The 18,380-nt window shown below is 61.7% G+C and carries 16 protein-coding genes; 8 read left to right on the top strand and 8 right to left on the bottom strand.

Annotation, left to right across the window (positions count from 1 at the left end; translation table 11 throughout):
• Positions 1-262 precede the first annotated feature (262 nt).
• The 7 genes from glpE to M5B44_RS18005 all read right to left on the bottom strand — a co-directional run bounded on the left by glpE (position 263) and on the right by M5B44_RS18005 (position 7,896).
• The gene (glpE, locus tag M5B44_RS17975) at positions 263-592 is read right to left on the bottom strand and encodes a thiosulfate sulfurtransferase GlpE (RefSeq protein WP_007959911.1); all 330 of its coding nucleotides are present in this window, start codon (positions 590-592) and stop codon (positions 263-265) included.
• A gap of 33 nt (positions 593-625) precedes the next feature.
• Positions 626-1,507 carry a symmetrical bis(5'-nucleosyl)-tetraphosphatase gene (locus tag M5B44_RS17980; protein WP_248740042.1) on the bottom strand — a complete coding sequence of 294 codons (882 nt, stop codon included), beginning with the start codon at positions 1,505-1,507 and terminating at the stop codon, positions 626-628.
• Positions 1,507-1,887: a Co2+/Mg2+ efflux protein ApaG gene (gene apaG / locus M5B44_RS17985; protein ID WP_085709218.1), complete on the bottom strand. Its 381-nt coding sequence runs from the start codon at positions 1,885-1,887 to the stop codon at positions 1,507-1,509. The genes M5B44_RS17980 and apaG overlap by 1 nt, the downstream gene beginning before the upstream one ends.
• Positions 1,888-1,999: 112 nt before the next feature.
• Positions 2,000-2,818 (bottom strand): 16S rRNA (adenine(1518)-N(6)/adenine(1519)-N(6))-dimethyltransferase RsmA, encoded by an 819-nt coding sequence (gene rsmA / locus M5B44_RS17990; RefSeq protein WP_085731707.1) that lies wholly within the window; start codon positions 2,816-2,818, stop codon positions 2,000-2,002.
• The gene (gene pdxA / locus M5B44_RS17995) at positions 2,815-3,804 is read right to left on the bottom strand and encodes a 4-hydroxythreonine-4-phosphate dehydrogenase PdxA (RefSeq protein WP_248740043.1); all 990 of its coding nucleotides are present in this window, start codon (positions 3,802-3,804) and stop codon (positions 2,815-2,817) included. Before pdxA ends, rsmA begins: the two co-directional genes overlap by 4 nt.
• Entirely contained in the window at positions 3,801-5,117 is a 1,317-nt protein-coding gene (surA, locus tag M5B44_RS18000; protein ID WP_248740044.1) for a peptidylprolyl isomerase SurA, read from the bottom strand. The genes pdxA and surA overlap by 4 nt, the downstream gene beginning before the upstream one ends.
• Complete coding sequence (locus M5B44_RS18005; protein ID WP_248740045.1) at positions 5,098-7,896, bottom strand: LPS-assembly protein LptD; 2,799 nt, start codon at positions 7,894-7,896, stop codon at positions 5,098-5,100. Before M5B44_RS18005 ends, surA begins: the two co-directional genes overlap by 20 nt.
• A gap of 130 nt (positions 7,897-8,026) precedes the next feature.
• On the opposite strand from M5B44_RS18005, the gene M5B44_RS18010 reads away from it, so the two are divergent.
• The 3 genes from M5B44_RS18010 to M5B44_RS18020 are packed head-to-tail and all read left to right on the top strand — an operon-like array spanning position 8,027 to position 10,483.
• Positions 8,027-9,046, top strand: coding sequence for an aminoglycoside phosphotransferase family protein (locus M5B44_RS18010; protein ID WP_248740046.1), 1,020 nt, complete (start codon positions 8,027-8,029; stop codon positions 9,044-9,046).
• Positions 9,043-9,714 carry an N-acetylmuramate alpha-1-phosphate uridylyltransferase MurU gene (murU, locus tag M5B44_RS18015; RefSeq protein ID WP_248740047.1) on the top strand — a complete coding sequence of 224 codons (672 nt, stop codon included), beginning with the start codon at positions 9,043-9,045 and terminating at the stop codon, positions 9,712-9,714. Before M5B44_RS18010 ends, murU begins: the two co-directional genes overlap by 4 nt.
• 1 nt (position 9,715) lies before the next feature.
• Complete coding sequence (locus M5B44_RS18020) at positions 9,716-10,483, top strand: TerB family tellurite resistance protein (protein ID WP_248740048.1); 768 nt, start codon at positions 9,716-9,718, stop codon at positions 10,481-10,483.
• Positions 10,484-10,532: 49 nt separating this feature from the next.
• Here the strand turns inward: M5B44_RS18020 and M5B44_RS18025 are convergent, their stop codons facing one another.
• On the bottom strand, positions 10,533-11,522 hold the full coding sequence (locus M5B44_RS18025; RefSeq protein ID WP_248740049.1) for an alpha/beta hydrolase family protein: 990 nt from the start codon (positions 11,520-11,522) through the stop codon (positions 10,533-10,535).
• A 73-nt stretch (positions 11,523-11,595) separates the two neighbouring features.
• On the opposite strand from M5B44_RS18025, the gene M5B44_RS18030 reads away from it, so the two are divergent.
• The 5 genes from M5B44_RS18030 to M5B44_RS18050 all read left to right on the top strand — a co-directional run bounded on the left by M5B44_RS18030 (position 11,596) and on the right by M5B44_RS18050 (position 18,376).
• Positions 11,596-13,995, top strand: coding sequence for a PAS domain S-box protein (locus tag M5B44_RS18030; RefSeq protein ID WP_248740050.1), 2,400 nt, complete (start codon positions 11,596-11,598; stop codon positions 13,993-13,995).
• Positions 13,996-14,625, top strand: coding sequence for a response regulator transcription factor (locus tag M5B44_RS18035; RefSeq protein ID WP_085709227.1), 630 nt, complete (start codon positions 13,996-13,998; stop codon positions 14,623-14,625). It abuts the gene before it with no gap.
• Between the two features lie 219 nt (positions 14,626-14,844).
• Entirely contained in the window at positions 14,845-15,969 is a 1,125-nt protein-coding gene (locus tag M5B44_RS18040) for an ABC transporter ATP-binding protein (RefSeq protein WP_085667439.1), read from the top strand.
• A gap of 48 nt (positions 15,970-16,017) precedes the next feature.
• Entirely contained in the window at positions 16,018-17,061 is a 1,044-nt protein-coding gene (locus tag M5B44_RS18045; protein ID WP_085709228.1) for an ABC transporter substrate-binding protein, read from the top strand.
• Between the two features lie 67 nt (positions 17,062-17,128).
• Entirely contained in the window at positions 17,129-18,376 is a 1,248-nt protein-coding gene (locus M5B44_RS18050; RefSeq protein WP_085709229.1) for an ABC transporter permease, read from the top strand.
• Positions 18,377-18,380 lie beyond the last annotated feature (4 nt).

Consider the following 18,380-nt stretch of genomic DNA (forward strand, 5'->3'; position numbering starts at 1 on the left):
GATCACTCAGTCGATGCTGGCAAGCAGCCGCGATGGCAGCTGTTGTTTACCCCCCAGAACCCTTCCGCGATCGACAACCGCGAAAGTCACTCCCGATGACCCGTGCGCCGGTGTACCGGCTCTCCCCTGTTTTGGATGGCCTGGGCTTAAGGATAGTTGGGAATTCGGGAGGTAAAGGCGAGATACGTAATTAGTTGTGGCAGACCGTTCGTCTGCCACCGCGCGAGCCCACGGGAGCCGGGGCTTGCACGTTACAAAAAAATTATTCGGAGGTGCCTTGCGCGGTTTCCGAAGGAAAAGTCGTACGCCACAGCTCGAAGCCGCCGTCCATGCTGTAGACGTCGGAAAAGCCCTGGCTGACAAGATACGCCGCGGCACCCTGGCTCGAATTGCCGTGGTAGCAGACCACGACGGTCGGGGCATCGAGGTCGGCACCCTGAATGAAGGCGTGCAGGGAATGATTGTCCAGATGCTTCGAGCCGCTGATGTGCAGCGCCGCGAATGTGGCTGGGTCACGGACATCGACGACCACGGCACCTTGCTCGCGCAGGGCCTGGGCCTGTTCCGGGGGGATTCGTTTGAATTCGCTCATGGCGGGTTCCTGTGGCTCGGCTGAAAACGCAGTCTAACGCGGGGCGCTGACTGGCGAGGATTCGGTGATCGGTGGTGCGACGGGAGGCAGGACGCCGCCGTGTTCGTCGCATTTGCACGACAGCCGTTCAAAGCTGTCGACGTTCATCAGGGTCAGGCTGCCACCCCACACACAACCGGTGTCGAGGGCGGAGATGCCGGGCTCGTGGACATCGCCCTCAAGCGCCGCCCAGTGGCCGAAAATGATCCGCAGGCCACGGGTCTTGCGTTCCTTGTGCTGGAACCACGGTTTGTAGCCCGGTGGCGCCGTGTCCAGACCTTCCTTGCTCTTGAGGTCGAGCTTGCCTTCGGCGGTGCAGAAGCGCATGCGCGTGAAGTAGTTGGTGATGACCCGCAGGCGGGCCACGCCTTTGAGCTCGCTGTCCCACTTCGCCGGTTCGTTACCGTACATGCCGTCGAGGAAGGCCGGAAGCAGATTGTCGTCGCGCAGGGCGGTCTCGACTTCTTCGGCGTACTTCAGGGCTTTGCGCAACGACCATTGCGGCGGGATGCCCGCATGAGTCATGGCGACTTCACGTTGCTCGTCGTAGTGCATGAGTTTCTGCTGACGCAGCCACTCCATCAGTTCGGCGCAGTCCGGTGCTTCGAGAATCTCGCGCAGGGTGTCGGACTTTTTCATGCGCTCGATGTTTTTCGCCGCCGCCAGCAGGTGCAGGTCGTGATTGCCGAGGACGCAGACCAGCGACTCACGCATGCCATAGAGGAAACGCAGGGTTTCCAGCGATTGCGGGCCACGGTTGACCAGATCGCCCACCAGCCACAACCGGTCCACTGCCGGGTCGAACGCGACTTGCCTGAGCAGGCACTTGAGCGGTTCAAGGCAGCCTTGCAGGTCGCCGACGGCGTACGTCGCCATTAGTGCAGGGCTCCGGGAACGGCCAGGCGGAAGGGTTTGATGATCGCATCGAAATGCTTGCCGTCGCTGGCGACCATTTCATAGCTGCCCTGCATGGTGCCGACCTTGGTGGTCATGACCGTGCCGCTGCTGTAGGTGTGGCTTTGTCCCGCGTCGATCAAGGGCTGCTGGCCGACCACGCCGGCGCCGCGCACTTCTTCGACATGCCCGTCGCCATCGGTGATCACCCAATGCCGGGACATCAGTCGGGCCGGTTGCTCGCCATTGTTCTGCACAGTGATGGTATAGGCGAAGGCGAAGCGGTCATGCTCGGGTTGCGATTGGTCTGCCAGGTAGTGAGTAACGACACTGACATCGACCTGATAACGAGGATCAGACATGCAAAAGGCCTTAAGGACAAAGCGGGACGCGGGGGGAGCCGATGGATTGAGTCTAGGCAAGTATCGGGCAGGAGACCAGAGCGGCGTCCTGCCCGAGCGCGATGCTTGCCTGTCAGTCGGCTGCAGGTGTTTTCGCGGGCTGTTCGGCAAGCTTGTCGGCCAGACGCACGAATGCGGCCAGATCGAGCTGTTCGGGACGCAGGCTGCCATCGACACCGGCGGCCTCGATTTCAGCGTTGCTCAGCAATTGCTTGAGGGTATTGCGTAGGGTCTTGCGGCGCTGATTGAAAGCTTCGCGCACGACGCGCTCCAGCAGGCGGTGATCCTTGGCCGGGTGCGGCAGTACCGCGTGCGGCACAAGACGCACGATGGCCGAGTCGACCTTCGGCGGCGGGTTGAAAGCCCCCGGGCCGACGTTGAACAGATGTTCGACCCGGCAGTGGTACTGAACCATGATCGACAGACGGCCCCAATCGCCGCCACCCGGGCCGGCGGCCAGACGCTCCACGACTTCCTTCTGCAACATGAAGTGCATGTCGCGAATGATGCCGGCGTTGTTCAGCAGGTGGAAAATCAGCGGCGTGGAGATGTTGTACGGCAGGTTGCCGACCACACGCAGGCTGTTCGGCGCAGCATTCAGGGTGTTGAAGTCGAACTTCAGCGCATCGCCCTGATGCAGGTTGAAGTTGCTCTTGCCGGCGAACTGCTGGTTGAGGATCGGGATCAGGTCCTTGTCCAGCTCCACCACGTCCAGCTGTGCGCCAGAGTTGAGGATGCCGGCGGTCAGCGCGCCCTGGCCCGGGCCGATTTCCAGCATCCGGTCGTCAGGCTTGGCACTGATGGAGCGCAGGATGCGGTCGATGACGCCGGCATCGTGCAGGAAGTTCTGGCCAAAGCGTTTGCGCGCCTTGTGTTGGTATTGCTCGGTCATAAACGGGTCTCGGCCATCTGGTAGGCGGTTTCCAGGGCGACCTGCAGGCTGCCGGTGTCGATCTTGCCGCTGCCGGCCAGATCCAGGGCGGTGCCATGGTCGACGGAGGTGCGGATGATCGGCAGGCCCAGGGTCACGTTGACCGCTGCGCCGAAGCCTTTGTACTTGAGCACGGGCAGGCCCTGGTCGTGGTACATCGCCAGCACTGCGTCGCAGTGCTCCAGATATTTGGGGGTAAACAGAGTGTCGGCAGGCAGCGGGCCACGAAGGTCCATGCCCTCGCCGCGCAGGCGCTCCAGGGTGGGTTCGATGATGTCGATTTCTTCATGGCCCAGGTGTCCGCCTTCACCGGCGTGCGGGTTGAGCCCGCAGACCAGGATGCGTGGTTGGGCGATGCCGAATTTGTCTTGCAGGTCGGCGTGCAGAATCCGCGTGACCCGTTCCAGTCGCTCCGGCGTGATCGCATCGGCGATGTCGCGCAAGGGCAGGTGAGTGGTGACCAGTGCCACACGCAAACCGTGGGTGGCGAGCATCATCACCACCTGGGCGGTGTGGGTCAGGTCGGCGAGGAATTCGGTGTGGCCGGAAAAAGCGATGCCCGACTCATTGATCACGCCCTTGTGCACCGGGGCGGTGATCATCCCGGCGAAGTCGCCGTTCAGACAGCCATTGCCGGCGCGGGTCAGGGTTTCAAGAACGAATGCGGCGTTGGCCTTGTCCAGTTGCCCGGCGACCACGGGGGCGCTGAGCGGGGTGTCCCAGACGTACAGGCTGTTGGCAGGCGCCGGGGCGTCCGGCCAGTTGTCAGGCGCCACTTCCAGCAAGCTGACGACCAGCCCCAGCTGCGCGGCCCGCTCTTGGAGCAGGTCGCGGCTGGTGATGGCAATCAGGGGATGTGGCTGGGCTTGCGAGGCGAGCAGCAGGCACAGGTCGGGACCGATGCCGGCTGGTTCGCCGGGTGTCAGCGCGAAACGCTTCGGTTTCACTGCGCTGCCTGGTCTGCACCAGGGAGTTTGATCTCTACGTACGCTTCGTCACGGATCTGACGCAGCCAGGTTTGCAGCTCTTCGTCGTATTTGCGGTTGCGCAGTACGGTCATGGCTTGCTGCTCGCGGGCCTGTTCGGTGCTGTCGGTGGCGCGACGGCCAAGGACTTCCAGAACGTGCCAGCCGTACTGGGTCTGGAACGGCTTGGACAGCTGACCCTGTGGGGACTTGGCCATCACGGCGCGGAATTCCGGTACCAGTGCGTTCGGGTCGATCCAGTTCAGGTCGCCGCCGTTGAGGGCAGAACCCGGGTCTTCCGAGTATTTCTTCGCCAGTTCGGCGAAATCTTCGCCAGCTTCGATGCGGTTATACAGCGACTGGGCCAGTTCCTTGGTCTTGGCTTCGTCACGAACCGGACTTGGCTTGACCAGGATGTGGCGCACATGCACTTCGTCACGCATCTGGCTTTCGCCGCCGCGTTTTTCCAGCAGCTTCAGGATGATGAAACCACCCGGAGTGCGCGCTGGCTGAGTGATGTCGCCCGGCGACATGGCGCTCAGTTCACGATCGAACGGCGGTGGCAATTGAGCGGCTTTACGCCAGCCCATGTCGCCGCCTTCCAGGGCGTTGTCGCTGCCGGATCTGGCAACGGCCAGTTGACCGAAGTCAGCGCCTTGCTTGAGTTGCTGGTAAACCTCCATCGCCTGGCGTGCGGCGCTCTGAATCGCTTCAGAGTTGGCGCTTTCCGGGGTCGGAATCAGGATGTTGGCCAGGTGCAGCTCTTCCGACAGTTGCATCTTGCCCAGGTCGGAGGCGAGGAAGTTCTTCACTTCCTGTTCCGATACCTGAATGCGTTCTGCAACACGGCGCTGGCGTACTCGGCTGATGATCATTTCCTTGCGGATCTGCTCACGGGCGCCTTCGTAGCTCAGGCCGTCTCGGGCCAGAGCCGCGCGGAACTGGTCGACAGTCATGTTGTTGCGCTGGGCAATGGTGCCGACAGCCTGGTTCAGTTCTTCATCGGTGATGCGGATACCGGAGCGTTCGCCGATCTGCAGCTGCAGGTTTTCGACGATCAGGCGCTCGAGCACCTGCTGATCCAGCACGCCCGGAGGCGGCAAGCCGCCACCGCGCTTGGCGATGGTTTGCTGAACTTCGTGGACGCGTTGATCCAGCTGGCTCTGCATGACCACGTCGTTGTCGACGATGGCCACAACCTTATCGATGGACTGCACCGCGGCGTTGGCCGCGGTACCCAGGAACAGCGCGCCCAGCATCAGCGGGCGCAGACAATCAGAAAGCTTGGTCTTCACGTTGACGATAACCTTGGATGCCTTTGTCGAGGAAGCTCTCTACCTTGGCGCCAGTGAGGCCGCCGAGTCCCTTCAGAACAATTTGGAGGAAGACGCCGTGGTCGCCTTTTTCGTTTTGCGGAGCTTCCTGACTGAACTCGTCGTAGGAAACCCAGTAACGGTTGATCAGGCGCAGTTTCCAGCAGCAGTTGTCGTACTCGAAACCACCGAAGGCTTCCAGCGTACGGTTGCGGTTGTAGTCGTACTGCCAGCGGCTGATCGCGCTCCACTGCGGAACGATCGGCCAGATGACCGAGAAGTCATGCTGCTGGATCTTGTAGTAGTCCTTCACGTACCCAGGCTGGCCCGGGGTGCCGTAGTCACCACCGCCCACCGACCATTTACCGGTGTTCTGGTCGTAACGAACCTGGTCGTTGCGATAGCGATAACCGAGGTTGACCACCTTGTTCGGGTTGTCTTCAGGCTGGTAGTGGAACATCGCGCTGCCGGAACGAGGGCTGCGGCTGTCCGGATCCCAGTTGTAGTCGGCCGTGGTGCGCCAGTCGCGGTTCCAGCGGTATTCGTACTCCAGCGCATAAGGCGAAACATTGGAATGCGCGTCGTCGCGGGTTTTCGGGTCGATACCCGGCAACTGGACTTCGCGATCCTTGAAGTACAGCGCCTGACCGACACTGATGCGTTGACGCTCGAAACCGTCGTCTTCAATCCAGCGGTTGGTTATACCCAGCGACAGTTTGTTCTCGTCACCGACACGGTCGGAACCGGAGAAGCGGTTGTCGCGGAACAGCGACGCATAGTTGAAGGTGTATTCACCGGTGTCGAATACCGGAATGTCACCTTGATCTTTCTCAGGCACATAGAGGTAGAACAGGCGAGGTTCCAGGGTCTGGCGATAGTTCTTGCCGAACCAGGTGGTATTGCGATCGAAGTAGAGACCGCTGTCGATGCTGACGATCGGTACGCCGCGATTCTCGTTGCTGTTGAACCGGCCGTTCAGCTTCTGTTGCTCGGGGCTCAAGGCAGCGATCTGCGACTTGCCGGTACCGTCCAGGTCAAGCTGGTACTGGGTGTACTGGTATTTGATCGATGGCTTCAGGAAGCCATAAGTCCAGTCCATCGGCAGGCTGATAGCCGGTTTCAGGTTGAGTCGGTCACCCGTGGCTCGGGCCAGACCGGTCACGTTGTTATCCAGTCGACGCTCGACAGAACCGTCTTCATTGACGAAGTTGCCATCTTTCAGATCGCGGTCAAAGCGAACCAGCTCCGTCTCGTAATCGAAACGCAGGCCCTGAGGATTGTATGGCAGCTGACCATTGAAAGTGATCTGTGGCAGACGGTCATATGGCGTGATGTTCGAAACGGTCGCCAACTGGTACGCCTGAGCATTCAAGCGTGCGGTATAGCTGTCGCCACGATAGCTGATGGCGCCTTGCTGGTTCACGTAGTCGGCGCTTTTGACACCGATCTGATCGGTCGTCAGATCCTGGAAGTAATACGGATCGCTGATCTTGGTGTAGTCGACCTCGGTGAACACGCGGGAGTCGAGACCACCCTTGTGCTGCCAGTTGTACATGTAGCGATTTTTTTCGTAATCGGTCTGCTTGCTGCGATCGGTGTCTTCGTCGTTGAGGTACGCAGCACCGAACTGACCTTCGCTGGACTTGGTCAGGTAACGGAATTCGCCTTCCATCAACAGGCCGCGCTTGCTCATGTAGCGCGGGTACAACGTGGCATCGTAGTTCGGTGCCAGGTTGAAGTAGTACGGGGTGACCAGCATGAAGCCGGTGTCGCTGCCGGTGCCGATGGTCGGCGGCAGGAAGCCCGACTGACGGCGGTCGTCGATCGGGAAGTAAATGTACGGGGTGTACAGGATCGGAATGTCCTTGACCCGCAGCGTCACGTTGGTTGCGGTACCGAAGCCGGTGGCAGGGTTCAGGGTGATGTTGTTGCCCTTGAGCTGCCAGGCGTTGCTGTTCGGTTCGCACGTGGTGTACGTGCCGTCCTTCAAGCGGATGATCGCGTTTTCGGCGCGCTTGGCGTACAGCGCGTTACCGCGGATGCGCGATTTGTGCATCACGTATTCGGCGTTGTCGACTTTCGCTTCACCGGTGTCGAGCTGCACATCGGCGTGGTCGCCGACGATCAGCGCGCCGTTGTCGCGGATGCGCACGTCGCCCTTGAGTTCGGCGCGGCTCTCGGCCTGGTAGAGGCTGGCTTCCTGGGACTCGACCTGCATGCTGCCCTGGCGCAGGACCACGTCACCGGCCAGCGTGCCGACCTGATCTTCGGTGTTGTAGCGCGACGCTTTCGCGCCGATGAAGGTCGGGGCGTCACTTTTATTCGTCTTGTCATTCATGCCAGGACGAATCGGTTCGATATAGGAACCAGAGCAGTAAGGACCTGTCTCGGCCAGTTGGGCGGCGGTGAGCTTCTCGCGCGGAACCCAGTCGAGGTGACTGTAGTCTTCGCTACGGGATTTCAGACCGCGACCCTTGGACTCGGTGACCAGCACGGGTTTGGGACCGGAGTCCGAAACGCTGCCGTTCTCGGCCGGGGTTTCGCCGGTGGCGCTGACAGCGCTGCCGTCATGCACCGGGCGCGGCGGCAATGCCGCTGCCGGCGTCTTCGGCGAACAGGCCCAGCCGCCCGTAGCCGAGACGGCGCAGTCATACTGCTCGGCGGCGACAACGAATGAACTGGCCAGAGGTTGCATAGCCAGCAGACTGCCGGTTACCAACAACGGAAATTTTTTACGAAACGCGGGGGATTTCAATGCCATCTTATTAGTCCGGGCTTCCTGCGTGCCATCTGCCCGCGGTGTGGGCCGCACGCCTCTCGATGGTCTGAAAAAGATGCTGGATAATAAAGCATGACCCGCTTGACGGCTAGCGCCGTCGGAGACCCTTGCAATGCCTGACCAAGATGTACGCTTGCAACACCTGAAAGTTTGGCTCGATGAACAGTTGGCGACCCTTTTTGCCGAACAGGGCTGGGGTGCCGTACCCCCGGCCACGTTGACCGCGGCCAGCAGCGACGCGAGTTTCCGCCGTTATTTCCGCTGGGAAGGAGCCGGTCGCAGTTTCGTCGTGATGGACGCACCGCCCCCCCAGGAAAACTGCAAACCGTTCGTGGATATCGCCTTTTTGCTGGCGAAATCCGGTATCAACGTGCCGAAAATTTATGCAGAAGACCTCGATCGCGGATTTCTTTTGCTCAATGACCTGGGCAACAAGACCTATCTCGACGTGATCAATGGCGAAAATGCCGACGCATTGTTCAGCGACGCCTTGCAGGCACTATTGGCATTTCAGCAGTTGCCGATGGTGGCACCGCTGCCGAGCTATGATGTTGCGCTGCTGCGCCGTGAGCTGGAACTGTTCCCCGAGTGGTACGTGAAGCGCGAGCTGGGTGTGGAATTCGACGCCACGCAACAGCAACAATGGCAGCAGGTCAGCGATCTGCTGATCGACACCGCGCTGGCCCAGCCCAAAGTGCTGGTGCACCGCGACTACATGCCGCGCAACCTGATGCTCAGCGAACCGAACCCCGGCGTGCTGGATTTCCAGGACGCGGTGTACGGCCCGGTGACCTACGACGTGACCTGCCTGTTCAAGGATGCCTTCCTCAGCTGGCCTGAAGAACGTGTGCGCGGCTGGCTCGAAAGCTACTGGCAGCAGGCGACGGCACTCAACATTCCGGTACAGCCGGATTTCGAAGATTTCCTGCGCGCCAGCGACCTGATGGGTGTACAGCGTCACTTGAAGGTCATCGGGATCTTCGCCCGCATCTGTCACCGCGATGGCAAGCCTCGATACCTGGCCGACGTGCCGCGTTTCTTCGCTTATATAGAAGCGGTGATCGCACGCCGTCCGGAGTTGGCGCAACTGCAGGCGCTGCTGGTCAGCCTGCGTGCCGGAGTGACGGCATGAAGGCAATGATTCTGGCGGCCGGCAAAGGCGAGCGCATGCGCCCGCTGACCCTGACCACCCCCAAACCGCTGGTGCGTGCCGCTGGCGTGCCATTGATCGAGTATCACCTGCGCGCCCTCGCGGCGGCGGGTTTCAGCGAAATCGTGATCAACCATGCCTGGCTCGGCCAGCAGATCGAAGATTACCTGGGCGACGGCTCGCAATTCGGCCTGAGCATCCGTTATTCGCCCGAAGGCGAGCCGCTGGAAACCGGTGGCGGCATCTTCCGCGCCTTGCCGCTGCTCGGTGACGAAGCGTTCCTGGTGGTCAACGGCGATATCTGGACCGATTACGACTTCAGCGTGCTGCACCAGCCGATCTCCGGACTGGCGCATCTGGTGCTGGCGGACAACCCGGCCCATCACCCGAGCGGTGACTTCAGTCTGATCGGTGATCAGGTACAGGACGGCCAACCGGATGCGCCGACCCTAACCTACAGCGGTATCGCCGTGCTTCATCCGCAACTGTTCGACGGCTGCACGGACGGCGCCTTCAAACTGGCACCATTGCTGCGCAAAGCCATGGCGGACGGGCAGGTCAGCGGTGAGCGACTGAAAGGTCAGTGGGTCGATGTCGGTACGCACGAGCGTCTGGCTGAAGCCGAAACCTTGATAGAAGCGAGTCGCTGATATGTTGTGGCCAGGGACTCTGATTGGAGCCGGAGCGGGTTTTGCTGTCGCCAGCATTCCGGGGGCCATGCTTGGGGCTTTGTTGGGGCAGGCGCTGGACCGGCGCCTGCATTTGCAGAGCTGGGGACATTTGCGGGAAAAGCTCGGCGGCCAGCCGATGCTGCGTAACGACGAGTTGTTGTTCGTCCTGCTCGGGCGTCTGGCCAAGAGCGACGGGCGGGTCACCGACGGGCATATCCAGCAGGCGCGTCAGGAGATGCGCGCGCTGGACATGAGCGAGCCGGCGCAGCGCCGGGCCATTGCCGCGTTCAATCGCGGCAAGTCCGGTGGGGATCGTCTGCGCGGTTATCTGCGGCGTCTGAGTGCTCAACCCCATGCTGCCGAAGGGGTGTTGCGTGCCTGCTGGCGGATGGTCTGGGCCGACGGTCGGGCCGGCAGCAGCGAGCGCGAACTGCTGGCGCAGTGGGGCAAGTGGCTGGGCTGGACGACTCACCAGATTCAGGCGCTGGCGGCGGATTACGAGCCGCACAAGCGCCCGATCGTCAGCGCGGCGGTGAGTTATCAGGATGCGATGCGACTGCTCGGCGTGTCGGCGACCAGCGAACCGGCACAGATTAAACGCGCCTATCGTCGCCTGCTCAGTCGTCATCATCCGGACAAGGTGGCCGGGGCGGGGGCGACGGCGGCCCAGGTGCTCGAGGCGACCGAAAAGACCCGCGAATTGCACAATGCCTACACATTGATTCGCGAGCGGCGGGATTTCCGCTAGATGAAAAAAAGATCGCAGCCCAGGCTGCGATCTTTTTTTGTGTGGTCGGTCAGTCCGGGTTTTGCGGATTCAACCAGCCGCGCACCCGGCGGAACAATTGCTCCTGCTCGGCCTTGTTGTCGGGCAGCGCCTTGAGCGCGACCTGGCTGAACGACGACGTCTTCAAGCGCTTGCTGGCCTGCAAACGCTCCAGTGCGGCGTTACGATCCAGCGGCTTGTCCATATAGAAGATATCGGCCGTCGGCAGCTTCAGCAGTGGCGTCAGTTCTGCCAGTTCAGGCTTGGCCTTGGGCGGCACTTGTGCGGCGACCATCAGCAGCTTTTCCACTTGCGCGGTCTGCTTTTCGTTGAGGAACCGTGCGGCCCAATAGGCGCCAGTGCCGTGACCCAGCACCACGATGCTGTGTGCGCCTTGCTGTTCGGCGTAGGCAATCGCCGCGTCGATGCGGGCGAAGATTCGCTCGGCGTCGGCCTTGGCCTGTTCTTCAGTGGTCTCGGCAACGACTTTGTCAGCCACATCGGCTTCACCGCCGGCGGCTTGCTCGATCGGTTGGGCGGTGGTCGAATCCTTGCTGCCTGCATCGGCGGTTTTCGGCGCTACGGGTGCTTCGACCACGCGCGGTGCGATGGCATCGCTTTGCAGGTCGGGCAGGGTGATACTCAGGCTGTTCCACTCGACGTCCGGCAATTTACGCCGCAGCGGGCCGATCGCCTGGGGCCAGTCAGCGGTTTCGCCGGCACCGGGGATGAGGATCACCACGCCTTTGGGGTCGGCGGTGTTGGCCGGTTTCCACAGGGCGAGGAAGGTGTCGCTGCCGGCCTGCAACTGTTGTTGTTCCTGGGTCGGGACTTTGCGTTCGAGTGCCGAGGCTTCTTCCTGACTACGCTCAAGCAGTGGCTGGCGTTCGACCGGTTTTTCTTCGGCGGGTTTTTCCGCGGCAGGGGCGGGTGCCGGATCGGCGGCTTCGACGGAAAAGGCACAAGGCAGGATCAGCGACAGGCACAATGCTGGCATTGCCAGGCGAGAGACAGGGGGCATCGGTTATTCCAGGCCAGAAAGTATCCCGGCAGCCTAATGGGTTGGTCAGAATTTGTCAGTGTATGGGATTTCAATGATGCGTTTTTGCTGCCTGTGGGTTATCGGCTGTCTGGCGTTTCCCTTGATGGGCTGGGCCGCGCCTGCGCCGCCGAGCCATGTTGCGCAGCTGTCGGCGAGCCAGCATCAGTGGCTGGCCGAGCACAATGAACTGCGTGTCGGCCTGATTCTGCAGGCGCCGTACGCACAATACGACCGGCGCTTGCAGCGGCTGTCCGGGGCCAATGTCGAGTTGATGAAGTGGATGGCCAAGGCCCTCGACATCGAACTCAGCTGGCGCAACTTCCCCGATCTGGAACAACTCGAAGCCGCTGCGCGGGACGGCGAGATCGATATCGCCCCGGGCCTGACCCAGACACCTGGCTCACTGCGTCTCTGGCAATTCTCCGATCCCTATATGCGCGTGCCGCAACTGGTGGTCAGCGATCAGAAAGTCAGCAGTTCGGTCGAGCTGGAAAAACTCGACAGCCAGTCTCGGGTAGCCGTGCGCATGCCCAGCGTCACCGCTGATTACCTGCGCGGCAACTATCCCCATCTGAATCTGCAAGGCGTACCGCTGGAGCGTCAGGCGTTGCAGTTGCTGTTGAGTCAGCAGGCGTCTTACGCGGTGGTGGACGAAGCGCAATTGGGGCGGCTGTCGACAGAGCCGGAGTTTGCCGGGCTGGTAGTGGTCGGCGACATCGGTTTGCCGCAACTGCTGCGGGTCGCCACCCGTCGTGACTGGCCGGAGCTGGCCGGGATCGTCGAAAGCGCCTTGCGGGCGATCCCGGCGAAAGATCTGGAGCGCCTGCACACGCAATGGCTGCAACCCAAATACCCGAGGCTCTCGGAATCGCCGGGGTTCTGGCAGAACCTGAGCCTGTTGTTCGCCGTGTTGCTGCTCAGTTGTGCGGCGATTGTTTTTTGGCAGCGGCGTCAGCAACGCAGTCTCGAACAACGCCTGCTCGCCGCCCGGGAAGACATCGCCCTGCGCGCGGCCAGCGAAGAAGCCTTGCGCCTGACCCAGTTTTCCATCGACCAGAGCACCGTCGGCATTCTCTGGGTCAACTGGGACAGTCACGTGCGTTACGCCAACCGAGCGGCGGAACACATGCTCGGTTATCCACAGGGCGCACTGATCGAGCGACCGCTGATCGATTTCGAACCTGGCCTGCACATGGATCGCTGGCTCAATTTGTGGAAGCGCGCCAGGGCCAGCGAAGAAGGGCCCCTCAGTTTCGAGACGAACTGCGTGCGGGCCGATGGCAGTGTGTTGCCGGCGGATGTGTCGCTGAGTTTTCTGCGCTTTCGCGACAGCGAATATCTGGTGGTTTATCTCACTGACGTCACCGAACGCCGGCGGGCCCTGGCCGCGTTGCAGGAAAGCGAGGCGCGCTTGCAGGGCATCGCCGCCAACGTGCCGGGGCTGGTGTTCCGCCTGGAGCGGGCGCCGGTGACCGGGCAGATCGACTTTGCCTACATCAGTGAGGGCAGCGAAAGTCTGGTGGGCTACGCACCGGCCGCCATCGCCCATCGCGACATGGGGTTGCGCAGCCTGGTGCATCCGGACGACAAGGCCGGTTATCACCAGACGCAGGACCATGCACTGGACACCGACAGCGACTGGTCGTGGCAGGGGCGGATCCTGACGCGCCAGGGCGAGCAGCGCTGGGCCGAGATCAAGGCCATCACCCGGCAACTGGAGGACGGCGCCTACGTCTGGGACGGCATCGTCTGGGACATTACCGAAAGCAAGCGTATCGAACTGGAGCTGGCGGCATCGCGCGAACAACTGCGCGAACTGTCGGCGCACCTCGAAAGCGTTCGAGAGGAAGAAAAGGCGCGCATTGCCCGCGAAGTTCACGACGAACTGGGGCAGATGTTGACGGTGCTGAAACTGGAGACCTCGATGTGCGAACTGGCCTACGCGCAACTCGACCCCGGTCTGAATGAACGCCTGAACAGCATGAAACGCCTGATCGCCCAGCTGTTCCAGTTGGTGCGCGATGTGGCAACGGCATTGCGCCCGCCGATTCTCGATGCCGGGATTGCCTCGGCGATCGAATGGCAGGCGCGGCGATTCGAGGCGCGTACACAGATTCCGTGTCTGGTGCAGGTGCCGGACAATCTGCCACCGCTCAGCGACGCCAAGGCCATCGGCCTGTTCCGCATCCTGCAGGAGGCGCTGACCAACGTCATGCGCCACGCCCAGGCGCATACTGTGGAACTGACGCTGGCGCTTGAAGACGCCGATTTGTGTCTGACGGTCAGCGACGATGGCGTAGGATTTGTCGCCGCTGCGGGCAGGCCGACATCCTTTGGACTGGTGGGCATGCGCGAGCGGGTGTTGATCATGGGCGGGCAGTTGTCACTCGACAGCGCGCCGGGCGAGGGCACCACACTGAGCGTGCGGGTGCCTGTGGATGAGGAGAAGTAAGTGATCCGTGTACTGGTAGCCGAAGACCACACCATCGTTCGCGAAGGCATCAAACAATTGATCGGCCTGGCCAAGGATCTGCAAGTGGTGGGGGAGGCGAGCAATGGCGAGCAGTTGCTCGAAACCCTGCGCAATGTGCCGTGCGAGGTGGTGCTGCTGGATATTTCCATGCCCGGGGTCAACGGGCTGGAAGCGATTCCGCGTATCCGCGCACTGAACAATCCGCCGGCGATTCTGGTGCTGTCGATGCACGACGAAGCGCAGATGGCCGCCCGGGCGCTGAAGGTCGGCGCCGCCGGGTATGCGACCAAGGACAGCGATCCGGCGCTGTTGCTGACGGCGATCCGCAAGGTCGCGGCGGGCGGGCGCTACATCGATCCGGAACTGGCCGACCGGATGGTCTTCGAAGTCGGCCTGACCGATACGCGGCCACTGCATTCGTTGTTGTCCGAACGCGAGTTCTCGGTGTTCGAACGCCTGGCCCAGGGCGCCAACGTCAACGACATCGCCCAGCAACTGGCCCTGAGCAGCAAGACCATCAGCACCCACAAGGCGCGGTTGATGCAGAAACTCAACATCACCTCACTCGCCGAGCTGGTGAAGTACGCGATGGAACACAAGCTCCTCTAACGCCCATATCCAATAACGACAGGCGCTTTTGCCGGTTCCCTGCGGCTGGAACTTCAGGGCTCGCACCTGACGTGTCCAAACGCGCCATCCTTGTAGGGCAATCCCTACCCCCGGCCTTCCATCCGGCTGAGGCGATTCTCTCCTGCGCCCCGATTTGCGTGACTGCATGCAGCCACTAGGCTTAATCCCACAGCAGTCATCAATAACAAAGGTGTGGGTATGAGCCAGGTCGAATCAAACGCAGGGGCCAGTGATGTGCTGGTCAGCTTTCGTGGAGTGCAGAAGAGCTACGACGGCGAGAACCTGATCGTCAAAGACCTCAACCTGGACATCCGCAAGGGCGAGTTCCTGACCCTGCTCGGGCCGTCCGGCTCCGGCAAGACCACCAGCCTGATGATGCTCGCCGGTTTCGAAACACCGACTGCCGGGGAAATCCTCCTGGCCGGGCGCGCGATCAACAACGTGCCGCCGCACAAGCGCGACATCGGCATGGTGTTCCAGAACTACGCGCTGTTCCCGCACATGACCGTGGCCGAAAATCTGGCGTTTCCGTTGACCGTGCGTGGCCTGAACAAGAGCGACGTCAGCGACAAGGTCAAGAAAGTCCTGAGCATGGTCCAGCTCGATGCCTTCGCTTCGCGCTATCCGGCGCAACTTTCCGGCGGTCAGCAACAGCGTGTGGCACTGGCCCGTGCGCTGGTGTTCGAGCCGCAACTGGTGCTGATGGACGAACCCCTCGGCGCCCTCGACAAACAGCTGCGCGAACACATGCAGATGGAGATCAAACACCTGCACCAGCGCCTCGGCGTGACTGTGGTCTACGTGACCCACGACCAGGGCGAAGCCCTGACCATGTCCGACCGTGTTGCCGTGTTCCATCAGGGCGAGATCCAGCAGATCGCCCCGCCGCGCACCCTCTACGAAGAACCGAAGAACACCTTCGTCGCCAACTTCATCGGCGAGAACAACCGCCTCAACGGTCGCCTGCTCAGCCAGAGCGGCGAGCGCTGCGTGGTCGAGCTGGGTCGTGGGGAAAAGGTCGAGGCGCTGGCGGTCAACATCGGCCAGACCGGCGAACCGGTCACCCTGTCGATCCGGCCGGAGCGCGTCAGCCTCAACGGTTCGAGCGACCAATGCGTCAACCGCTTCTCCGGGCGGGTGGCCGAATTCATCTATCTGGGCGACCACGTCCGGGTGCGCCTGGAAGTCTGCGGCAAGACCGACTTCTTCGTGAAACAACCGATTGCCGAGCTCGATCCAGCGCTCGCGGTCGGCGACGTGGTTCCGCTTGGCTGGCAGGTCGAACACGTTCGTGCACTCGACCCACTTCTAGAGGCGCATTAATCGCCCCGGCAATACCAACACCAACCCTGCACGTGGAGAGAACAATAAATGTTGAGATCCCTGAAGTTCACAGCCCTGACCCTGGGCCTGATGGGTGCGGCAAGCGCAATGGCCGCCGGCCCGGATCTGACCGTGGTGTCGTTTGGCGGGGCGAACAAGGCGGCGCAAGTCAAAGCCTTCTACGCACCGTGGGAAGCGGCGGGCAACGGCAAGATCGTCGCGGGTGAGTACAACGGTGAGATGGCCAAGGTCAAAGCCATGGTCGATACCAAGAGCGTGTCCTGGGATCTGGTGGAGGTTGAATCGCCGGAACTGTCCCGTGGCTGCGACGAAGACATGTTCGAGCAACTCGATCCTGCGCTGTTCGGCAAGACCGAAGACTACGTCAAAGGCGCGATCCAGCCGTGCGGAGTGGGCTTCTTCGTATGGTCGACCGTACTGGCCTACAACGCCGACAAGCTGAAAACCGCACCGACCAGCTGGGCGGATTTCTGGGACACCAAGAAATTCCCGGGCAAGCGCGGCCTGCGCAAAGGCGCCAAGTACACCCTCGAATTCGCACTGATGGCCGACGGCGTTGCGCCGAAAGACGTCTACAAGGAACTGGCCAGCAAGAACGGCCAGGACCGCGCGTTCAAGAAACTGGATGAGCTGAAGCCGAATATCCAGTGGTGGGAAGCCGGCGCCCAGCCGCCGCAGTACCTCGCCTCCGGTGACGTGGTCATGAGCTCGGCCTACAACGGTCGTATCGCTGCGGTGCAGAAAGAATCCAACCTGAAAGTGGTGTGGAACGGCGGCATCTACGACTTCGACGCCTGGGCCATCCCGAAAGGTCTGGACAAGGCGCGTGCCGAAGCGGCGAAGAAATTCATCGCGTTCTCGGTGCAGCCGCAGCAGCAGAAGACCTACTCGGAAAACATCGCCTACGGTCCGGCCAACTCCCAGGCCGTGCCGTTGCTGGACAAGGCGATCCTGAAAGACATGCCGACCACCCCGGAAAACATCGCCAACCAGGTGCAGATCGACGTCAGCTTCTGGGCTGACAACGGTGAACAACTGGAGCAGCGTTTCAACGCCTGGGCTGCGAAGTAAGGCGTGATGCATACGCGGCGTCACCCCAAGGGTGACGCCGTCATTCAAAAGATTTGCGGAGTACGTCATGGCTATCGCCGTTCCCCTGAACGAGGGCAACAGCCCCACCTTGAAGCAGCGGCTCAAGCACGCCGAGCGGGTCAACCGCTGGAAGGCCCAGGCGCTGATCGCGCCACTGGTGCTGTTTCTGTTGCTGGTGTTCCTGGTGCCGATCGTGGCGCTGCTCTACAAAAGCGTCGGCAACCCGGAAGTGGTGGGCGGCATGCCTCGCACCGTGGCGGCCATTGCCAGTTGGGATGGTCGCGGACTGCCCGCTGAGCCGGTCTACAAGGCCGCCGGCGAAGACCTCGCCGAAGCGCGCAAAAACCAGACCCTGGGCGATCTGTCCAAGCGCCTGAACATGGAGTTGGCCGGCTATCGCAGCCTGCTGACCAAAACCGCCCGTTCGCTGCCTTTCGCCAGCGAACCGGCCTCTTATAAAGAAGCGCTGGAAGGTCTCGACGAACGTTGGGGCGATCCGGCCTATTGGCAAGCGGTGAAGCGCAACACCAGCAGCATCACGCCGTTCTATCTGCTGGCGGCGGTGGATCATCGCATCGACGACCTCGGCGAACTGGCCCCGGCCACCCCGGATCAGGCGATCTACCTCGACATCTTCGCCCGGACCTTCTGGATGGGCCTGATCATCACCGTGATCTGCCTGGTGCTGGCTTATCCGCTGGCGTACCTGCTGGCCAATCTGCCGTCGCGTCAAAGCAACCTGTTGATGATTCTGGTGCTGCTGCCGTTCTGGACTTCGATCCTGGTGCGGGTCGCGGCGTGGATCGTGTTGCTGCAATCCGGCGGCTTGATCAACAGCGCATTGATGGCGATGGGCATCATCGATAAGCCGCTGGAGCTGGTGTTCAACCGCACCGGGGTTTACATCTCGATGGTGCACATCCTGCTGCCGTTCATGATCCTGCCGATCTACAGCGTGATGAAAGGCATCTCGCCGACCTACATGCGCGCCGCGATTTCTCTGGGTTGCCATCCGTTCGCCAGTTTCTGGCGGGTGTACTTCCCGCAGACTTACGCCGGTGTCGGCGCCGGTTGCTTGTTGGTGTTCATCCTCGCCATCGGCTACTACATCACCCCGGCGCTGCTGGGCAGCCCGAACGATCAGATGGTCAGTTACTTCGTCGCGTTCTACACCAACACCAGCATCAACTGGGGCATGGCCACCGCGCTCGGCGGGCTGTTGCTGCTGGCGACCGTGGTGCTTTATCTGATCTACAGCTGGCTGGTGGGCGCCAGTCGCCTGCGCCTGAGCTAAGGGG

Origin of the sequence: Pseudomonas sp. MWU12-2029 (assembly GCF_023242425.1) — a bacterium.
Lineage (GTDB): Bacteria > Pseudomonadota > Gammaproteobacteria > Pseudomonadales > Pseudomonadaceae > Aquipseudomonas > Aquipseudomonas kribbensis.